This is a genomic window from Porphyromonas sp. HMSC065F10, from assembly GCF_001808555.1.
GTDB lineage: Bacteria > Bacteroidota > Bacteroidia > Bacteroidales > Porphyromonadaceae > Porphyromonas_A.
Map to the genome: position 1 here is coordinate 62,448 of NZ_KV793798.1, position 20,341 is coordinate 82,788.

The 20,341-nt window shown below is 50.4% G+C and carries 10 protein-coding genes; 8 read left to right on the forward strand and 2 right to left on the reverse strand.

Annotation, left to right across the window (positions count from 1 at the left end):
- Positions 1-408: 408 nt before the first annotated feature.
- From HMPREF2890_RS06190 to HMPREF2890_RS06215, 6 genes are all read left to right on the forward strand, one after another.
- Positions 409-3,750 carry a SusC/RagA family TonB-linked outer membrane protein gene (locus HMPREF2890_RS06190; RefSeq protein ID WP_070466631.1) on the forward strand — a complete coding sequence of 1,114 codons (3,342 nt, stop codon included), beginning with the start codon at positions 409-411 and terminating at the stop codon, positions 3,748-3,750.
- 25 nt (positions 3,751-3,775) lie between these two features.
- Positions 3,776-5,371: a RagB/SusD family nutrient uptake outer membrane protein gene (locus tag HMPREF2890_RS06195; RefSeq protein ID WP_168160425.1), complete on the forward strand. Its 1,596-nt coding sequence runs from the start codon at positions 3,776-3,778 to the stop codon at positions 5,369-5,371.
- A gap of 23 nt (positions 5,372-5,394) precedes the next feature.
- The gene (locus tag HMPREF2890_RS06200; protein WP_083289843.1) at positions 5,395-6,570 is read left to right on the forward strand and encodes a substrate import-associated zinc metallohydrolase lipoprotein; all 1,176 of its coding nucleotides are present in this window, start codon (positions 5,395-5,397) and stop codon (positions 6,568-6,570) included.
- A 28-nt stretch (positions 6,571-6,598) separates the two neighbouring features.
- Positions 6,599-7,942, forward strand: a complete 1,344-nt coding sequence (locus tag HMPREF2890_RS06205) for a DUF4302 domain-containing protein (protein ID WP_083289844.1) — start codon at positions 6,599-6,601, stop codon at positions 7,940-7,942.
- Between the two features lie 506 nt (positions 7,943-8,448).
- Positions 8,449-11,757: a SusC/RagA family TonB-linked outer membrane protein gene (locus HMPREF2890_RS06210; RefSeq protein ID WP_070466640.1), complete on the forward strand. Its 3,309-nt coding sequence runs from the start codon at positions 8,449-8,451 to the stop codon at positions 11,755-11,757.
- 15 nt (positions 11,758-11,772) lie between these two features.
- Positions 11,773-13,443 (forward strand): RagB/SusD family nutrient uptake outer membrane protein, encoded by a 1,671-nt coding sequence (locus HMPREF2890_RS06215; RefSeq protein ID WP_070466642.1) that lies wholly within the window; start codon positions 11,773-11,775, stop codon positions 13,441-13,443.
- Between the two features lie 937 nt (positions 13,444-14,380).
- Here the strand turns inward: HMPREF2890_RS06215 and HMPREF2890_RS06220 are convergent.
- Positions 14,381-15,640 (reverse strand): ATP-binding protein, encoded by a 1,260-nt coding sequence (locus HMPREF2890_RS06220; protein ID WP_070466741.1) that lies wholly within the window; start codon positions 15,638-15,640, stop codon positions 14,381-14,383.
- Between the two features lie 616 nt (positions 15,641-16,256).
- Between HMPREF2890_RS06220 and HMPREF2890_RS06225 the strand changes: the two genes are divergently transcribed.
- Positions 16,257-16,610, forward strand: coding sequence for an STAS-like domain-containing protein (locus HMPREF2890_RS06225; RefSeq protein ID WP_070466644.1), 354 nt, complete (start codon positions 16,257-16,259; stop codon positions 16,608-16,610).
- Positions 16,607-17,509: an ATP-binding protein gene (locus tag HMPREF2890_RS06230; RefSeq protein ID WP_070466646.1), complete on the forward strand. Its 903-nt coding sequence runs from the start codon at positions 16,607-16,609 to the stop codon at positions 17,507-17,509. The genes HMPREF2890_RS06225 and HMPREF2890_RS06230 overlap by 4 nt, the downstream gene beginning before the upstream one ends.
- Positions 17,510-18,274: 765 nt before the next feature.
- Here HMPREF2890_RS06230 and HMPREF2890_RS06235 read toward each other — a convergent pair.
- Entirely contained in the window at positions 18,275-19,942 is a 1,668-nt protein-coding gene (locus HMPREF2890_RS06235; RefSeq protein WP_070466647.1) for an AMP-binding protein, read from the reverse strand.
- Between the last annotated feature and the right edge of the window lie 399 nt (positions 19,943-20,341).

Below are 20,341 nucleotides of genomic sequence, written 5' to 3' on the forward strand. Positions count from 1 at the left end.
GATATTAGTCTTCTCTAATACCGGTAAAAGAAAAATCCCCCGGCGCCATATGGTTTTGCAGAATGGCTCTTATGTGCAAAAAACATCAGATTGCTATCTGTAGGTGACAATTCTGTCCGTTTCGTCCTCTGGAAATGTTAAAACGGACCGATTGGTTAAGGTTAACCTCCAAATGCTTGGACTTACCCATAAAAAGGGTTAACATTGAAGTACATAGTTACAGGCGAGAAATCAGAGGTTAATTACTTTGCGAAGTAACCGCTGGCGTCTCAAAATTTTGCACCAAGTCGACGGCCGATAGTCATTATTTTGCGAATGTCGGCCTCTTATCTCCCTGTACGTGTAGTGGAACTTAGACTGTGGGTTGTATCATCCGACAGCTAACTTACTTAATCATCAATAGCAAGTATGAAAAGGAAAATTGAACTGCTACTGGCCTTCCTTCTGCTATCGATCAGTTGCGCTTTTGCTCAGAAGTTGACCGTAAAGGGTACGGTCCTCGACGAGACTGGCGAATCGATCATAGGAGCAACGGTCCGTGAGAAGGGTGTGCCATCCAATGGTGCGCAGACCGACATCGACGGCCACTTCACCTTGACAGTTAACCAAGGAGCAACGCTGATCTTCTCCTATGTGGGGTACAAGACCAAGGAGGTCAAGGCAAAAGCCGAGCTGACCATCAAACTGGAGCCCGATGCACAGCTCCTCGAGGGCGTCACCGTAGAGACCGGGTACAGCAAGATCGACCGTCGTCTCTTCACCGGCTCCGCTGCCAAGGTGGATGCTAAAGACGCTCTGGTCGATGGTAATACGGACGTCTCTAAAATGCTTCAAGGTAAGGTCGCCGGTGTACAGGTGCAGAACGTCTCAGGTACCTTTGGTGCGGCACCTAAGATCCGTGTCCGCGGTGCCTCCTCCATCTATGGTAACTCCAAGCCGCTCTGGGTGGTTGATGGTGTTGTCCTTGAGGATGTGGTCAATGTCTCCGCAGATGACTTGGCAACCGGTAATGCCAATACCCTGCTTGCCAGTGCTGTCGCCGGTCTCAATGCTAACGATATTGAGTCCTTCCAGATCTTGAAGGACGCGTCTGCCACCGCACTCTATGGTGCACGTGCGATGAATGGCGTCATCGTAATTACGACAAAGAGTGGTGGCTCCGGTCGCACGAACGTTGCATACTCGGGAGAGTTTACCCTTCGTCAGCGTCCTCGCTACTCTGACTATAACGTGATCAACTCTGCCGACCAGATGGACATCTTCCTTGAGATGTACGACAAGGGGTGGCTCAATGATTCATGGACGGGACGCGCCAGCAATGCAGGCGAGTTCTTCGTTATGAGTAACCTTATCAATACTTGGGATCCCGAGAAGCAGGCTTTTGGTCTTCCTAATACCATGGATGCCAAGCTGGCTTTCCTCGAGAAAGCCGCAGAGCGCAATACCGACTGGTTTAAGCTCCTCTTCAGACCATCCGTTCAGCAAAATCACTCCGTAAGCATCTCGGGTGGAAACAAGCAGACCAATTTCTACGGCTCACTCTCTTTCCTCTACGATCCCGGATGGACGATTGCCGACCGGGTGAATCGGTATACCGGTAACTTCAACGTCAGCCATAAGTTTAGCGACAAGCTGACGGCCAAGATCTCCACCAATGCCAGCTATCGTGATCAGAAAGCACCCGGATCTCAAAATCAGGGAGTCAATCCACTTACCGGTGCCTTCACTCGTGACTTTGACATTAACCCCTTCAGCTATGCACTCAATACGACCCGTACCATGCGTGCCTATGAGGATGATGGGGTAACGCCTTTCTACTATCAGCGTAACTACGCCCCCTTCTCTATCCTCAACGAGCTGAAAGAGAATAACCTTTTCATCAATCAGATTGATGGAAAGTTCCAGGTCGATCTCGGCTACAAGCCGATCAAGGAGCTTGAGATTAATGTGCTGGGTAGTGCCCGCTTCGTGAAGACCACCTCAGAGAGCCGTGTGACTGAGCGGTCCAATATGACCATGGCCTATCGAGCCACGCAGAATGCCACCGTTATCCAGAGAAATTCCTACCTCTACTCTGATCCGGACAAGGTTAATTCGTATCCTGAGGTTGTCCTTCCTCTCGGTGGCTTCCTCTATGATACGGATGACCTGATGAAGAGTTATTATTTCCGTACCACTGCCAATTACAATAACACCTTCAACGATGAGCACATCTTCAATGCTCTCGTCGGTTCCGAGGTAAAGAGTGCTGATCGCGTCAATCGCTGGAGCGATGGCTACGGCATTCAGTACTATAAGGGGTCTGCCGTCTTTACCAACTACAAGCTCATGAAGCAGATCCTTGAGCGCGGTGGTAACTACTTCGGTCTCTACAATAGCTACGACCGATTTGTCGCTTTCTTCACCGCACTTTCGTACTCGTACAAGGGACTCGCAACGGTGAATCTCACCGGTCGCTACGATGGATCCAATATGCTTGGACGCTCCATGAGTGCCCGCTGGCTGCCCACATGGAATGTATCAGGATCATGGAATGTCCGTGAGACGCTCTTCCCGACTGACCAGACGATCTCTCACCTCTTGCTGCGTGCCACCTACGGTCTGACCGCCTCCATGGGACCGGCTCGAAACTCTCTCCCGATCTTCTATAACGGTAGGACCTACCGAGGCATTGCTCAGAATGATGAGACCTATGCCTATATTGATGAGCTGGAGAATAAGGAGCTGACCTGGGAGAAGCAGTATGAGCTCAATTCAGGGTTTGACCTCGGACTCTTCAGCAATAGGATCAGCTTTAGCGGTGACTTCTACTGGCGTAAGGGCTTTGACCTGATCGGCAGTATCCTGACCAGTGGTGTTGGCGGACAGATGTACAAGCTGGCCAACTACGCCAATATGGACAGCCACGGATTTGAGTTCTCTCTCAATACCAAGAACGTCACCGCAGGCAAGTTCGCTTGGACGACTAATCTAACATTCTCGTACAATAAGAATAAGATCACCAACCTTCAGACCCGTCCCCGTGTCAGTGACTTGGTGAACCCCTATGGCTCCCCTCGTGAGGGCTATCCGGTTCGGTCGATCTTCTCCATCCCCTTTGCCAAGCTGAATAGTCATGGTGCGCCTCTCTTCTATCTCGACCCCGAGCATAAGAAGGCTACGATGGAGGGTATCGACTTCCAGCAGAATACGGACTTGGACTTCCTGAAGTATGAGGGTCCGGTGGATCCCACCATCACCGGCGGTATGGAGCACTCCTTCACCTATGGCAATCTGGGTCTCTCCCTCTACTTTACCTATCAGGCCGGTAACGTGATCCGTCTGCCGTATGACTTCTACAGCAGCTATAGTGATCAGTATGCCATGCCGCGAGAGATGCTCAATCGCTGGGTAAAGGCCGGAGATGAGGAGAAGACTGTAATCCCGGGTATCCTGGACAGCCGCCTCTCTGCTCAGGCTTCCTCTGATTACGCGAGAGCCTACTCTGCATACAACTATAGTGACGTGCGTCTTGCCAAGGGAGACTTCTTCCGCCTGAAGGATGTGACCCTTACCTACAGTCTAAGTCAGTCTCTCCTTGAGAAAATTGGCTTCCTGAACCAAGCACAGCTTAGGTTCGTTGCCTCCAATGTCTGGCTTATCTATGCTGACAAGAAGCTCAATGGCGTGGATCCGGAATTCTCCGCTGCGGGTGGTGTCGCACTGCCTACTCCTCACCAGTACACGCTGACTCTGAGACTGGGCTTCTAAGGAACTTATAGAGGATCGAATGAATATGATGAATAAACTAACGAATATACGATTGAAGGGTACGGCTGTTACGCTCTCCGCCCTCTTCGCCATGGGACTTGTAAGTTGCAATAAGTGGCTTGACAAGAATCCTGACGATCGTACCACGCTGGATAACGTCGAGACCATTAATGAGCTGCTTACTTCAGGATATCCGATGAGATCAAATATCCTGATGTACGAGGTTCGGTCTGACAATGCCGCAGACAAGGGTATCCGTGCCTGGGCCAATCCTACCACCGATCGCGAGATCTATACCTTCCAGGAGTACATATCCTCTACGTATCAGGACACCCCTACGGGATACTGGAATAATATGTATGAGTGCATATCCGTAGCCAATCAGGCTCTGAAGGGGCTTGAGGAGCTGAAGGGGCTGACCGCCGACCAGGCGAGAAAAGTGGCTGAGAGTAAGGGCGAGGCACTTATGATCCGTGCCTACAGTATCTATATGCTGGCTCAGACCTTCTGTCGCCCGTATGACCCCAGTACGGCTGATCAGTATCTGGGTGTCCCCTGCCCCACTGAGCCGGAGGACGTGGTCCTCAAGGGCTATAAGCGTGGGACGCTTAAGGAGACCTATGATCGGATACTGAAGGACTTTGAGGAGGGCTATGCTCTCATCGGCAACTCGTATGCGCAGCCTAAGTACCACTGGACCAAAACCTCTGCCGCTGCTCTCGGGACTCGTATCTACCGTACATTGGGGCAGTGGGATAAGGTTGTGGAGCTTGGAAACTTTGTACTTGGCACAGAGCCGGGCATTATGCTCCGTGACATGACAAAGTACCGCAACCTCTCCTACAACGAGCAGAAAAAGCTTTACACCATGCCCACCGAGAATACCAATCTCATCCTCAACGTGGCCATGAGCTGGTGGGTTGGTAGTGTGGCTGACTCTCGCTACGGTCTTACCCCGAGTATCCGTACTCGTGCCGGCTTTGGAGATCACTACAATTTCCTCCGCGTAGAGATCACTCCCAACGGTCCCTATTTCGGTGGTACTCTCTACGCAAACTTCCCCAAGTGGTGGGAATATTTTAGGGTCGACAATATCCAAGCCGGAACCGGTCGAGGATTCATTGCAGTGCCTTTGGTCACAGCAGAGGAGGTGCTCTTCAATATGGGAGAGGCTTATGCAATGACCGGCGAATATCCTAAGGCTGTTGATGCCCTTCAGCTCTTTGTCACCAAGTTCTTCAAGGGCTATTCCGCTGCTGATGATCGCTATACTGTTACTAATGATAAGATTGTCAGCTTCTATCAGACCGACCAGAGGGTATTCAAGCCCTTCTATCCGCTGGATGAGACGCAGACAGCATATGTCAAGGCCTTTACCGATATGCGTCGTGTCGCTTTCTTCCAAGAGGGGCTGCGCTGGCTGGATATTCGCCACTACAACCTTCCTGTGGAGCACAATCTTCTCTCCCACCGCGATGCCAAGAGCAGCTCGGTGAGCCTTGAGGCAGGTGATCCCCGCTACGCCTTCCAGATCCCCTCTTCGACCAAGGGATACAATCTGGAGCCCAACCCCGGCTATGAGAAGTCTGATAAGTCACTGATGTCCTCCGAGAATCAGTAATACTAATTAGTCATACGAACGTTATGAAATATAATATCAATACTACTTGCCGTTTCCTGCTTCTCTCGGCAATGACCATCTCCTTGGCTCTGGGGATGAATTCTTGCAAGAAGGAGGAGCCGTTGGATGTCGACTACAGCGGTCGCAAGGTGCTGACCGGCAACAGGAGCGAGACAGATAAGTGGCTGGATGAGAACATCCTCAAGCCCTACAACGTCGCTGCCATCTGGCGATATACCGACATTGAGACGCACTATGGATACGATATCGTCCCCCCTATGGAGGAGAATGTCGTCCCATTTATGAAGATGCTGGATTACGTCTTCATGCAGTCTTACATAGAGGTCTACGAGGGCTCTAAGGCGTATAAGGATCCTGCAGACTTCATCCGCACCTACATCCCTAAGCAGATCCTTCTACTCGGAGAGTACGAGTATGAGGGCGAGGGTGTGCGTAAGCTGGGTCAGGCAGAGGGCGGTCGCAAGATCCTTCTCTTCGGCATCAATCACTGGCAGAATAAGGATGACCTCTCCGAGTTCTTCCACACGATGTTCCATGAGTTCTCTCACATCCTTCATCAGAATAAGCTCTATTCGGATAAGTTCCAGGAGATCACTAAGGACAAGTATACCGGTCAGTGGTTCAACCCCAAGGACGACTCTGCTAAGCGTTTTCGCATATCTCGTGAGGAGGGTTTTGTGAGCGACTATGCTCGTAAGAATAAGGATGAGGACTTCGTCGAGACACTCACCTACTACCTCGTCCTTTCACCCGATGGATGGCAGCAGCTACTCGCCGGCATTGACGGAAGAGAGAAGGCCGCTGAGGCTGCCGAGAAGGCCGAGAATGAGCACAAGACCAAGGAGGAGATCGATCAGATCCGCAATGCCACCATGGTCTCTGTGACGAATGCCGCCCGTGATGCCATCGTAAGGAAGCAGGCCATTGTTGCTTCTTACCTGGCGGAGAAGTGGAGCATCGACATTGATCAACTCCGTGACATTGTTCAGCGTCGTTTACAGGTGGCCTATGGGACAATCAATACTCGTACAATCGTTAATGGTTCGGTCACGCTGCATCCTACTGCTCTTGACCAGCAGATTCTTTCTCAGGGTCTCGCAGCAGCTTTCCCGGCTGACCAATTGAGTACGTTCTCCTGTGACGGCTGTCATAGAGACCTCAGATTAAAGGAGAAGTAATTCACCAATTGATGACAACGAAAGCAATATGAAAACATCTATACAAGTATTTGGCGCCACACTCTTGGGCCTATCCCTCGCATTGGTCGGATGCTCAAGGACGGAGGCTGATGTCTTCGACAAGCCCGCTTCGCAGCGTGTCCTTGAGGGGGTGAGTCAGGTGGATCAGATCCTTACTTCCGCCACCAATGGCTGGGGTGCCACCTATAAGACAAGCAGAGGATTTAAGACCGACCTGCAATTCAAGTTTCTGCCCGACCATAAGGTAACCATCTGGTCGGACTTTAGCGCCGATCCGATCACCAGTACCTATAAGTATACCGCTTCTCGCGGTGTTGTCCTCAGCTTTGATACTTATGGTATGATGTCCATGCTGTCCGACCCCACCATCCTTTATGATGGTAGAGGGTCTGCGGAGGAGCGACAGAAGAAGATGGGAGAGGGCTTCGGTGGAGATCTCGAGTTTGAGGTGCTCTCCGCTACTGCTGACTCCGTAGTGATGAGAGGGATGAAGCAGATGAATGACTCCGTCATCCTGAAGCCCCTTGCTTCAGCACCCACTTCTGAGGGTGTTGGCGAGGCTCTTAGTACTCTGGTTAATTTCACCAACTATCTTATGGCCGGTAGCGGGTATCGTTACAGGACTGTGGAGGTTGACGGCGAGCGTGTTGGGGAGTTTTCCTTCCAGGGACCCATAGGGGATCTCGTCTCTGCTAATTACGACAAGGCATCCATTGTTATCGTCAGCCCGGATGGATCAGAGGAGACCTATGCTGTCTCTCCCACTGACAAAGGGTTCAAGACTACAACGCCGATCAAGATCAAGGACAAGGAGTACTCCTCGTTTGAGAGAGATGATGCCAAGAGTCCTTTCCATGCAGTAGAGGACCACTCCGTTGTCCTCAATATTAATGGGAATTATCCTGCAAAGATTCGCCCATTACCCACCTTGAATAAGTGGTATTGGGGGAAGAATGATTGGACGTGGGGACCCGCAGTTGATGATATTATCGCAGCCGCCGGCACCTTTTTAGGTACTAAGGTTAAGGAGGTAGGGTTAGGGCTCTACAAGAATGGCGTTCGCACCCTATACGTATGGCCCAATGCACAAGGTAAGCGACTGGATGTCGAGTGCAACCTCACTCAGGTGGATGGAAATATCTATCGACTTGATCTCACAGATTGGCAGAGGGAGAATCTTCCTGATGGCGCTCTTGACGAGGGTACCGGTATCCACGAGATGATCAAGTACTTCACCACCTTCTTCGACGAGACCACCTATGTTTCTTTCATCCCGTGGGGCAATGGTGGAGGCGTCACCATGTACAGCGGACTGGATAGCCACTATCTGCTTGATATGAGCAATAACTAACGACCTTTCAGGTCGTAGACGATACGACCTCTTCTTATTTTCAGGGTCTCCTCTGCTGCTCACAGGTGGCAGGGGAGACCCTTGTTTTTTGTCTCCTTCCGATCGTCTGTGACTCCTCATCCCCTGATGTCCTCCACCCTTTTCCTTAAAGTATTTTCGTTGTTTGGGGCGCTTTACTTAAGGACTATTCTAATGGGATGTCATCAAATTGTAACCCACACTTGTCAAAATGCGGGAAACCCGTCCTCTGATATGTTAAAATCAGGTTTCTTCACCATTTCGAGCCAAACTGATTGGGAATATTCGTTGGAATACTTTAACATTGTGATACGATGGTATGGGATAGGTCGTCTAATCAAGCGGGAGTGCGAGTCCTCTTGTTGATCACAACCCCGCCCATCGGAGGAGGGGACAGTTTGGCTTAAGACACATTTAATAACTTTCAAACCAACCGGCGGATGCGGGGCATCCATGCCGGGCATAAAAACTAATCTTCAATAGCAAGTATGAAAAGGAAAATCGAACTATTGCTAGCATTTCTTCTGCTATCGATCAGTTGCGCCTTTGCTCAGAAGCTGACCGTTAAGGGTACCGTCCTCGACGAGACTGGTCAGTCGATCATCGGTGCCACGGTCCGCGAGAAGGGTGTGGCGACCAATGGTGCGCAGACCGACATTGATGGTCACTTTACGCTGACCGTCAAGCAGGGCGCCACCATTATCGTCTCCTACGTCGGCTACAAGACTCAAGAGGTCAAGGCAGCTGCACAGCTCACCATCAAGATGGTCCCCGACAACGAGCTCCTCGACGAGGTGGTCGTTGTGGCTTATGGTACCGCCAAGAAGCAGTCACTTGTGGGCGCACAGTCTAATGTTACTGCTAAGCAGCTGGAGAGTCGTCCGATTACGAACGTCTCCTCTGCCCTCGCCGCTGCTGCACCGGGTGTACAGGTAACCACCTCGACCGGTCAGCCGGGCTCTACTGCAGGTATTATGATCCGTGGATTTGGCTCCATAAATGCCTCTTCCGCACCGCTTTTCGTTGTTGATGGGGCGGTCTATACCGGCTCAATAGCAGACATCTCACCTGCAGACATTGCAAGTGTAAGCATTCTGAAGGATGCTGCCTCTACTGCTCTGTACGGATCCTCTGCCGGAAACGGTGTGATTATGATTACCACTAAGAGCGGTGCTCGTTCCAATAGTGGTAAGCCGTCGTTTAATGTAACTGTAAACGTCGGTGCCAGCCGTCGTGGTCAGGAGCGCTATGAGACTGTAAATGCTACAGATTATGCTCGCTTGTTGTGGAGACAATATTATAATACTGGGCTCTATGAATTAGGCAGGACTCCGGAGCAAGCTTGGCTATATGCTAACGCAGATGCTTCGGATGATATGAAGTATATGCCTTTTGCGGGTGTCAAGACGGATGTGGGCATAGATGTTAATTCATTAAAGTTTGATCAGAAAGGAAATTTACTTTATGATCTGACTACCGGTCCCAAGGGATCGTTTGATAAGGTCGATGTGCCACTTTTCGGAAGTACCGAGAACCTTTATTTTTCGCCTCTCTTGGTCGGTAAGGATGGTATGATCAATCCTGAGATTACGGGTCTTCTCTGGGCTGATGACGTCGACTGGGAGTCACAACTCTATCGTACCGGACTACGGCAGGAGTATGTCGTCAACTCCGGCTATAGTAATGATAAGGTCACAAGCTTCCTCTCTCTCTCTTACCTTGGTGAGCAGGGATATAAGAGATTTACCGACTTTAAGCGCCTGTCCACCCGTGCAAATATTGCTTACAATGTGACTGATTGGCTGAAGATCGGGACAAACGCCTCCCTTAGCATTACAGATATTGAACGCACTAAATCAGCTCAGGGTAAAGGGTACTATTCGGATCCCTTCTACTTTATCTCTGCTATTGCCCCTATTTATCCAATTCACCGCCACAACCCGGATGGCTCTTATGAGCTTGATGAAAAGGGGAATAAGATTTATGACTATAGTGAGACTCGTCCATGGTCGAAACGATATAATCCTGTCTATGAGCAAACCCTTGATAAGAACTTCAATAAGCGAGATGTTATCTCTTCAAGAACATTCTTAGAAGCTAAGCTTTATGAGGGTCTGATGCTCAGAGTCAATTATGCAATGGATCTCTCAGCGGAGTCAAATAAGACGCGCTTCAATAACATAATGGGAGACCAGCCTCAGGGACTTCTGTCTCAAGATCGCTGGAGGGATCAAGTGACGACTTTCAATCAGCTTCTTACTTACAATAAGGAGTTTGGCGACCATGGCATTGAGGCTCTTTTAGGACATGAATCCTACGAAGCCGTCTTCAGTAATATGTCTGCCACTAAGGAGAATATGTTCTTCCTTGGTGTTGATGAGTTTAGTAATCTCACCAAGATGAACGATATTTCGTCTTATACCTCTACCTATCGCAAGGAGGGCTATTTCGGACGCCTCAACTATAATTATGCTGATCGTTACAACGTATCAGCTTCCTATCGTAGGGATGGCTCTTCTCGCTTTGCACCCGATAAGCGCTGGGGTAACTTCTGGTCTTTTGGAGCAGGGTGGAACATCGCTTCAGAGTCCTTTATGGAGTCTGCTCGTGAATGGCTCAATTTCCTTAAGTTGAGAATGTCTATTGGTCAGACAGGTAACGATAACCTCGGTACCTATTATGCCTATCAGACCCTTTACTCTACTCAAAACAACTATTACGATCTTGGCTTGCGCGTCAATTCTCCCGGTAATCGTGATCTCGTATGGGAGAAGCAGACTGCGTACGACCTCGCGCTTGAGTTTTCTGTCTTTAATAGACTTTCCGGTACGGTGGAGCTCTTTAATAAAGAGTCCGATGACCTGATCTTCGACTATTCACTTCCCGTCTCCACAGGACTGGGCTCTATCAACAAGAATATTGGTAAAGTCCGTAACTATGGTATGGAGATGGATCTGAAGCTCAATCTTATCAATACCAACGACTTCCGCTGGGATGTCAATTGGAATGGTACAATTTTCAAGAACAAGATTGTTCGTCTCCCGGAGGAGAACCGTGAGAAGGGTATCGAGACCGGCATCAGTAAGTGGGTCGAGGGCGGTAGTATCAAGGATTTCTACCTGAGGGAATTCATCGGAGTCGACCCCGACAATGGTCGCGCTATCTATCGCATAGATAAGGAGCTCTACCCAACTTTGGCCGATCCTACTTCGGAGGATTTTGTGGGACTTGCCAAGGAGGGGGAGAAAGCTGAGTATACTTACTTTGGTAAGTATGCGGCAAAGCACTTCTGTGGATCTTCTATCCCGGATCTTTATGGTGGATTTGGGACTAGTCTCTCTTGGAAGGGAGTGGACTTCAACCTCCTTTTCAGCTATCAGCTGGGTGGCAAGGTCTATGACTATGGTTACTCAGGTCTCATGGGGCGTATCTTGAATGGTGGTCGTACCTTCCATGTCGATGCTCTGAAGGCTTGGCAGAAGCCCGGTGACCCCTCAGGTATTCCTGCTCTTTATAGTGGGAAGTTCGGAGAGTATAATAATGATACCTCTGATAGGTACCTCACCTCTGCTTCTTCTCTGATGCTTAAGTCTATCTCGGTGGGGTATAATCTGCCTAAGTCTTGGCTTGAGTACATCCAGGTATCCGGTGCGCGTATAAGCATTGCGGGAGAGAATTTGTTCTTGGTATCTGCACGTAAGGGACTTAATCCAATGGGTTCTTACTCGGGTGCTGCTTACAATACCTCTTTCGGTTTCGCAAGGACGCTGACTGCCACTTTAAATCTAACCTTTTGATTCTATTCTGGATCTATGAAAAAGAAATTTATTTGTGCTCTTGCATCTGCTTGTCTCTTCTTGGGAGCTACAAGCTGTAATAAGGACTATCTCAATACTTTCCCTTCCAGTACATTTGACGAGGAACAGCTGACAAATGTCAACACGAAAAATGGTACAGAGGGAATCTTGCAGGGTATTCATGGCATGCTCTATCAGTACAGCTTTGGTCAGTGGTTTGGGAATGGACTTCACAGTCTTAATACCCGCATTGACTGGATTTCCGATCTGTATGTCAATACTCGACCTGCCTATTATATGGGCATTTACCGCTGGGATGATCATGTCGATCCTTATGGGGGGATGAATTTCAGTGCTTGGGATAGCTGGTATACCGTTATTCAGCACTGTAATAAGGTGATCGCTAAGTCTAAGCCGGAGCAGTATGAGACGGAAGGTCACTTCAAGGAAGTGCTTGCCGAGGCATATTTGCTTAGAGCTCACGCAATGAGTAACTTGGTTCAGTATTTTGCGCCTCGCTATAATCCCGGAGGTGATAACTCGGAGCTAGGTATAATCATCCGCACAGAGCCCACCTTGGATCCTCAGGCAAGAGGTACAGTGGAAGAGACTTATGCTCAGATTACACAGGATTTGAAGACAGGTCTTGATCTTATGGGAGAGGCTGCTGAGAAGAAGAGCTTGATATGGGAGAAGAATCGTATCAACCTTCCTGTTGCTTATGGTATTGCTGCTCGAGCACTCCTCGGTAAGCGAGATTATGCGGGAGCTGAGAAGTATGCATTACTCTCTATTCAGACCGCTGAGAAAGTCGGTTTTGCCAGACTTCAGAAAGGCGATGAGTTGTTAAATGGTTTCAATAGTGTTAGTGCTGCCGAATGGATTTGGGGGTATAAGTATACATTGGATCAGAACCCTATGTTTGCCGCATGGGGTGCCCACTATTCTTACAACTTCGGGTCTCTTAAGGCACCTACTTATGCTATAAACCGTAGCTACTTCGATAAGATGGGTATGAAGGATGTCCGTCGTCGTTGGTTTATCGCTCGAGATTACCTAAGGGACGCTGCTGGTAACCCTATCCTTGATGCAAAGGGTAAGCCTCAGCTGCCACCTATTATGGATATCTGGAATGATGTCCCGGAGGATGGTAGTGGGACACTTTTCAAGGAACTAAGAAATGGCAAACCAGACTGGGAGTATACTGGTCAGCAGATTAAGTTTGCTACTCTTGAGGGTGCCGGTAATGCCGTTATGGACGCAGTCTTCATGCGCCTCGGTGAGATGTACTACATCGCAGCAGAGGCTCAGGCGCGTCAGGGTAAATTGGCTGAGGCCTCAAAGACACTAACTAAGGTGATGATATCTCGTGACCCCCAGTATGTAGTTCCTTCAGGTCTTTCCGCTGACGATTTGGCCTTTGAGGTTCTACGTAACAAGTGGATTGATCTCTACTATGAGGGTGGAGTTTTCTTCGATCAGAAGCGTATAGGCCATGTATGTGCCAGACTTCAGTCTGGTAATGATAAGTATCTTGACCCAGCTGATCTCACAAACTTCACCGTTCGTAATTCAGGTACAAATGCAATGAACATCGCAAAGGACGCAAACTCTAAGAAGTGGGTATTTGCTATTCCTTACGATGAGCTGAAGGGCAATAAGCTTTGTGAGCAAAACCCCTTGTAAACAACTATCGGCTTAACCGCTAATCCTATGAGGGTGCGTCGCACGAGTTGCGGCGCACCCTCTTTCTCTATTCTGCCTGCGAAAGTATTATGAGACCTTTGCATAATACCCCATCTGCGGCGTCACATTCGAGATTCGGGCTTGGTCATGTGCGTAAGCACACTCCCTTCGCCCTCACTCTCAGTCCCTTGCATCTTGGCATTCTGCAAAGTCCCTGTCGAAAAAGCTGTGCTTTTTCGGCGAAAGACCATTTTGCAAAGGTCTTTTTATGTAAAAAGGTGCCGTGCTGTGAGTCTCCGGTCCTTTGCCGGAGTCTGCTCACCTGACAAGACCAATCTGATTATTAGCACGGAGCCTGACCGTGTGACTTGGTAGAGGGTCACCGGTCAGGCTCCGTTGTGGAGATGTGCTGCTGAGACTTAGCTGATAATGGTGATGACGAGGCAGATCAGTCCTAAGGCAAGTGAGAGGATACCAACGCACAATGAGAGCAGAGCGATGCGGTAGGGGAGTTTCTGGGCTTCGTCAGGGTGATGCCTAAGAAAGTTGTACGTGCACGATGGGCTAATCGTTACTTTAACGCTAAGAACAACGCACCCCTACCAGGGTGCAGCCCTGTAGTCCGCACTATCTTGTCGGACGCGTCGGATGCCCTGCCCAAACTTGTCGGCTCACATAGCACGCCGGCATCCGCAAGGGGTGCTCTTTGCTGGGGACGCTGTCACGTCGGACACGTCGGACGGGTCGGACGAGTCGGACAAGTGTCGAATAGTGGGCTGATCAGGACCGGAGGAGATCCAAAGGGACAATACCCTTGCCGGGTGTGGTATATTTGCAGCAGTCTCTGGTGATTTGAGTGTTTGGAGGCGGAACCCTGATACAATGAAGCCCCTTGTCGGCTTGGGCAAGGGGCGGTAATTAGACCATACTTTATGCGTTATAGGATGCTGTCAAGCTCCCAAGCCGAAATATGATCAACACCTTCATTTGTTGGGAGCTTGAAGTCATCCAAGCTAACGACATACTTCGCATAGTTGTCCTCTATCGACAAAAGAGAGCGGTACTCTCGCTCTATGGTCTCTCTCTCCGTCAATTGTAGCGTGACTTGAAAATAGAGCCTCCTGCTTCCCTTGATGGCGACAAAGTCTACCTCCGCCTCTTTATTCGTACCTACATAGACTTGGTATCCGGCCCGCCTGAGGCTTAGGTAGACAGCATTCTCGAGTAAGTACCCCATCCCATAGCCAAATCCGGAGTATAGATAATTGTGGTAGCACAGATCATTCAGATAGTATTTGCTATTGGCTGAGATAGTCTCCTTCCCCTTGATATTATATCTCTCTACCTTATGGACGAGGAACGTACTCTCGAGATAGGAGATATAGTTGGAGAGCGTCTCATAGTTTGTCTTCCTATTTCGTGACTTAAAGAAGTTGACGATGTTGGTGATGGAGATAATGCTGGAGGCGTTGTTGACCAGATAGACAAAGAGGTCATCCAGGAGCTTCACATCCTTTACTTTATACCTTGCGACAATGTCACGAAGCATAACAGTATCCTTTATCGAGGAGACGTAGTTTTGCTTCATCTCATCATTGGGGAGGTTGAAGAGCTCCGGCAGGGCTCCGGCCTGAAGGAAGTCTAGGTAACTTCCTCTATTAGGCTCCTTGTGAGTGATGCCGCAGAACTCTGAAAAACTAAAAGGGAGTATCTCAAACGCTACATACCTCCCCGATAGTAGCGTTGCAAGCTCACCGGACAGCAGGTCGGAATTGGAGCCGCTAATAAACACTTCGCAAGGCTCAGCATAGTCTTGTGAGTGTGAGTTGACAAATCGCTCCCACCCCTCAATGCCTTGTATCTCATCGATGAAGAGGTATACTTTCCCCTGTGGCTTGAGCTCCTTCTTGTATTGCTGAAATAGGTTCTCGAGGTCTTGATAGTCAAGAATGTCTGAAAACTCAAGGTATTCCTTGTTGATATACAGAATATCATTGGGAGGAGTGCCGTCAGCAATCAGCTGTGCTGCTATTTGCCTTAGGATATAGCTCTTCCCGGTACGTCTCTGACCTACCAATACTTTAATCAGTTGGATGTCAATGTACTGACCTATCTTCTCCGTGTAGAATGTGCGTGGGTATCCCAAGTCAATAGGGCGCTTATCCCAGAAGTTGTATTTACGTATGGACGCAATCATATCAGGTGTGCTTGAAATGCTTGTACAAATGTAGGTATTTTCAAGTGCACTTGAGAATTTCTCCGCTGCGATCAAAATTTCAAGTGTGCTTGAAATTTCTATTGCTTACCCCTTGCGGGTCGGCGGGAAAGGAGATGTATGGTCGGCGACGCCCTGGCGGGATCGAGGGGCAGGGTGGGGCGCTGTACATCGGTCACCGCTACGCGGATGACCGATGCCTATGGAGCGAGCACCCACAAGGGGTGCAGCCCGCAAGTCGGACGAGTCGGAAGTTTTGCCCAAACTTGTCGGCTTACACAGTATGTCGACATTCGTAAGGGGTGCCACCCCACCGAGGGCGCTATTTCGCAATATGCTGACTGGCAGGGGACCCCGGTAGGGGTCACTTCTGCATAGCCCGGGTGTCGAGGCACGAAGTGCCGAAGACCCCGGGTCTCCTGAGATACGCCTTATATATACGAACCCGATAGGGTGTCGCTCCCTCTAGCGGTCCCCATTGCGAGCGACGCCCTGGCGGGGTCGTGATCTTTTCTCTTGTTGTGTGTTTTCCTTTTCATTACATTTGTGGAAGTAAGAGAAGTACGATGTTCATTTTGGCTTTATCAATCAGTGTATTATGAATAGGAAAATTGTAATTTGCGACATTTTGCAGCCTTACCTAAGGCTTCGTAGTAGCGTGGAGGAACTTATTACCAGCTATGATGCTATGCCTGCTGGTGAAGAGGTTACTTTTGACTTCTCCGGTGTCAAGTTTTCGAGCCGGAGCTTTATGGATGAATTCTATAATAAGCTGATTGTTGAGAGGCATGCACGGGTGACTAATATGACGGGCGAGCTATCGCGACTTCTCGATGCGGTCAAGGCAACTCAGGTCCCCATTAGTCGGGGCGCATCCTCTCAAGTCCAGATCCAAGAGGTGGAAAATATGGATGAGCTGACCTTGTACCTGAATGAGCTTTCCTGTCTATGATTATAGACGCTTCAGTCCATGTGGGGAGTGAGTTTTTGAGTGGACTCCGAGAGGCGCTCTTGATTTTTGAGAGGATTGAGAGAAGTTCGGATACAGATAATGTACTAACATTTGAGGAGGGGGCTTTCGCAACCCCTCTTTTCTTATCTGCACTTCTTGCGAGGAAGTTTGATCCTTTGGCTTCCAGACGTATTGAGTTAGACGTACGTAGCAGCTACCTATGTACGATCTGTTTTGATAAAGGCGGCATCTCTACTGAAGAATTGGGTGACATCGAGGAGTATCTCGGATCCTACAGAGACAAGTCATATATCCCAATTATGCGATTTCCCCTTCTGGGCGAGAGATCAAGGGCACATGTGACGTCAGTCGGATCTGCTGTGGTCAATCTGTTAAGATCTAGACTTGACTTAAGTGGCAGGATCTTCACAGGTGTTAATTATTTGATCTCGGAGATATTGGATAACGTCATTGAGCACTCTTTCTCACATGGTGGTGGGATAATTTGTCAAGACTATGCCCGCAAAGGGTATATGGATATCTGCATCTTTGATAATGGCGTAACTATCCCCGGAAGCTATAGGAGAGCAAAACTATTAGATGACAGAAGTACAGATGCTCAGGCTCTTCAGACGACAATTAACCGGCGGCTGTCGACAAAGAATACTGCAGGCTCTGTAAATAGAGGATTTGGCATCTCAAGCTCTCGGCAAATGCTGGTACATGGGCTTCAGGGGGAGTTTCTTATTTTTTCCGGCAGCGCACTCTATGTGAGTACGCCAAGGGAAGAGAAGGTTTTCCCTCTCCCAAACCACCTGGGACTGCATGGTACTATTGTGGGATTGCGTATCCCAAGGTTTGTTGATGACTTTAACCCATCTGATTACTACGAGCTATAGCGTAACTCGTGAGATGCGCCCCCTATATTGCGTTAGCATGTGGGCAGATGAGGTGGGTCGCTCTTGCTCATTGTACTCAATCAATCGGTGCGACACCCTAGCGAGGTCGCGGTCTTTTCTGATGGCTGATCCACGGGTCTTCGGGGCTGCGCCCCTCGACCCGAGGCCATGGAGCGAGCACCCCCACAAGGGGTGCTTCTCCCTCCTCTCATCACGATGAGATCAATGGCTACTGTGCCACTAGCGTGTCACCCCTGATCTGTAGGTGGGTCCGGGGTGTGTCTTTCGTCGGAGAAGTGTCGGATAGTGGGCTGATCAGGGTCGGTGGAGACCCAAAGGGACAATATGCCCTGCCGGGTGTGGTATATTTGCAGCAGTCTTCGGGTGATTTGAGTGTTTGGAGGCGGAGCTTGGTCGGATACACAAGAGGTCATCCGGGAGCTTTATGAAGATATTCTCAAGTGCACTTGAAAATTTCGCCGTGGCGATCAAAATCTCAAGCAGACTTGAAATTTTGGGCTCTGCCCTCCTCGCGGGGTGTAACCCGATCCCGCAGGTGCATTAATTCCTCTGGAGATCATCATTACGAGCGACCCTGGCGGGGTGCAGCGATGTCTGACGATCCCTTTTGCCCATCCTCCCCGTTTCGACTCGTCTGCTAAGGGGGGGGAGGTTGGGGATGATATAGGCAGAGGTCGCAGGTGGGGGACTGACGACCCGACCTGCGACCTCTGTATACCTATTAGATGTCTCCTTGGGGGAGGCTTACTTGACGAGGTAGCGCTTGACGCTCATCTTGGGCGTGCGCTCGAAGTCCTCCTCACGGAGCTCCACCTCAGAGATCTGCTGGTAGGGGTTGAGGAGGGTATTGATCTGCTTGCGCACCTCCTCGAGTGCTGCCTTGGGCTCCTTCTGCTCCTTCTCTAAGACAGCATAGTCGGGGTAAACGACAGCAACGAGGCGCTCACCTCGCTGCACGACAACGCACTCGGCGACGTAGGGGTGGATATTGTACTTCTCCTCGATCGCCTCGGGGTAGACGTTCTCCCCATTGGAGGTGAGGATCATCGCCTTGATGCGTCCGGAGATGTAGAGGTACTCGTCCTTGTCGAAGTAGCCGAGGTCGCCCGTGCGGAGCCAGCCGTCGGCGGAGAAGAGTGCAGCGGTGGCCTCAGGATTTTTGTAGTAGCCCTTGCAGACATTCTCCCCGCGGACCTGTATCTCGCCCACCTGGTGCCCCTCAGCGTCCTCGGCGACGTGATCCGCCTTGGCGATGCGGACCTCCTGGATCATCGACATGATCTTGCCGACACTGCCGTGGCGGTAGCGCTTGGGCTCTATGTAGCTGATGAGCGGGGCGCACTCGGTCATGCCGTAGCCGACGGTGAGGGGGAAGCCGGCCTTCATCAGGAAGTCGGAGACCTCGTCATTGAGTGCTGCGCCACCGACGATGAAGAACTTTAGCCGTCCACCGAAGGTCTCCCGCAGCGTATCGCCTACCTTGCCGTAGATCGCCTTATTCAGCAGCGGGATCTTCAGTGCGAGGCGAGCCATCATATTGGCCTCGATCTTGGGGAGGATCGCCTTGGCGTAGATCTTCTCCAGCACGAGTGGCACGGCGAGGATCACGTGGGGGCGTACCTCCTTCATCGCCTTGACGAGGATCGAGGGGGTAGGCTTGTAGCGCAGGATAAAGACGTGTCCGCCGACGGAGAGTGGCAGGAGGACGTTGAAGGCGAGGGAGAAGGCGTGCGCATTGGGGAGGAAGCAGAGGAGCACGTCGCCTGGGAGCTCCACCTTCTTCTCCTGAGCGGCGACCACATTGGCGATCAGATTATTCGCCGTGATCATCACGCCCTTGCTGGTGCCGGAGGTGCCGGAGGTGTAGGTGAGGAGGACGACATCCTCATTGGAGACCCCGTCGTAGTGGATGTCCTCCTTGGTGAAGCCGGACGGGTAGCGCTCGGTAAAGAGTGCCTCCACATCGATGCTGTGGAGTCGCTCCTCTCGGGTCATCTCGGGAATGACGTTGCCCGACATGATGTCGACGAAGGCACGTACCTCGGGGAGATGGTCGATCGAGAGGCGTTGCCGGTGCTCAACGTCCGCGAAGACCACCACTGAGTCGGAGTGGTTGATGATCGCCTCCACATCCTCAGCCGTAAAGGCGGGCAGGATCGGCACGACGACCGCTCCATAAGTGACGATGCCGAGCCAGTGGATGCACCACTCAGCGCAGTCCTCACCGATGAGCGCCACCCGCTCCCCCTTCTTGACCTCTAAGGCCTCGAGGAGCAGTTGTGTGCGTGCCACCCCTCTCGCCACGTCAGCGTAGCTAAAGGTCTTGCCGGTGTCGTAATTGGTCAGCGCTGCCAGCGCCCAAGAGTCTGCAAACGACTTCTCGTAGGCTTTGATGAAAGGTGTCTCTATCATATCATTAATCCATTAGAGACCTTTGCATAATACCCCATCTGCGGCGTCACATTCGAGATTCGGGCTTGGCCATGTGCGTAAGCACACTCCCTTCGCCCTCACTCTCAGTCCCTTGCATCTGGGGCATTCTGCAAAGTCCCTGCCGAAAAAGCGGGGCTTTTTCGGCGAAAGACCATTTTGCAAAGGTCTTCATTAGTATCTAAGCATTAAACGTACCCTCACTCTTGCAAAATTACCCATTTTCCTGAAGATAGGTCTCCTGTGTAAAATGCACCGCAGGGGGGGCATCTGAGCTTAACGGCAAAGGTGATGTCCCCTGTCGCTGTGCAATCCCATGGACTGATCTCCGTGCTGCTGCAACCACCTACCGATCCCGCAGGGGCGAAGCCCCGGAGGGAT

Excerpts from the sequence above, each read along its gene's own strand:
- HMPREF2890_RS06190 (WP_070466631.1), top strand. The coding sequence starts at position 409 with ATGAAAAGGAAAATTGAACTGCTACTGGCCTTCCTTCTGCTATCGATC.
- HMPREF2890_RS06195 (WP_168160425.1), top strand. The coding sequence starts at position 3,776 with ATGATGAATAAACTAACGAATATACGATTGAAGGGTACGGCTGTTACG.
- HMPREF2890_RS06200 (WP_083289843.1), top strand. The coding sequence starts at position 5,395 with ATGAAATATAATATCAATACTACTTGCCGTTTCCTGCTTCTCTCGGCA.
- HMPREF2890_RS06205 (WP_083289844.1), top strand. The coding sequence starts at position 6,599 with ATGAAAACATCTATACAAGTATTTGGCGCCACACTCTTGGGCCTATCC.
- HMPREF2890_RS06210 (WP_070466640.1), top strand. The coding sequence starts at position 8,449 with ATGAAAAGGAAAATCGAACTATTGCTAGCATTTCTTCTGCTATCGATC.
- HMPREF2890_RS06215 (WP_070466642.1), top strand. The coding sequence starts at position 11,773 with ATGAAAAAGAAATTTATTTGTGCTCTTGCATCTGCTTGTCTCTTCTTG.
- HMPREF2890_RS06220 (WP_070466741.1), bottom strand. The coding sequence starts at position 15,640 with ATGATTGCGTCCATACGTAAATACAACTTCTGGGATAAGCGCCCTATT.
- HMPREF2890_RS06225 (WP_070466644.1), top strand. The coding sequence starts at position 16,257 with ATGAATAGGAAAATTGTAATTTGCGACATTTTGCAGCCTTACCTAAGG.
- HMPREF2890_RS06230 (WP_070466646.1), top strand. The coding sequence starts at position 16,607 with ATGATTATAGACGCTTCAGTCCATGTGGGGAGTGAGTTTTTGAGTGGA.
- HMPREF2890_RS06235 (WP_070466647.1), bottom strand. The coding sequence starts at position 19,942 with ATGATAGAGACACCTTTCATCAAAGCCTACGAGAAGTCGTTTGCAGAC.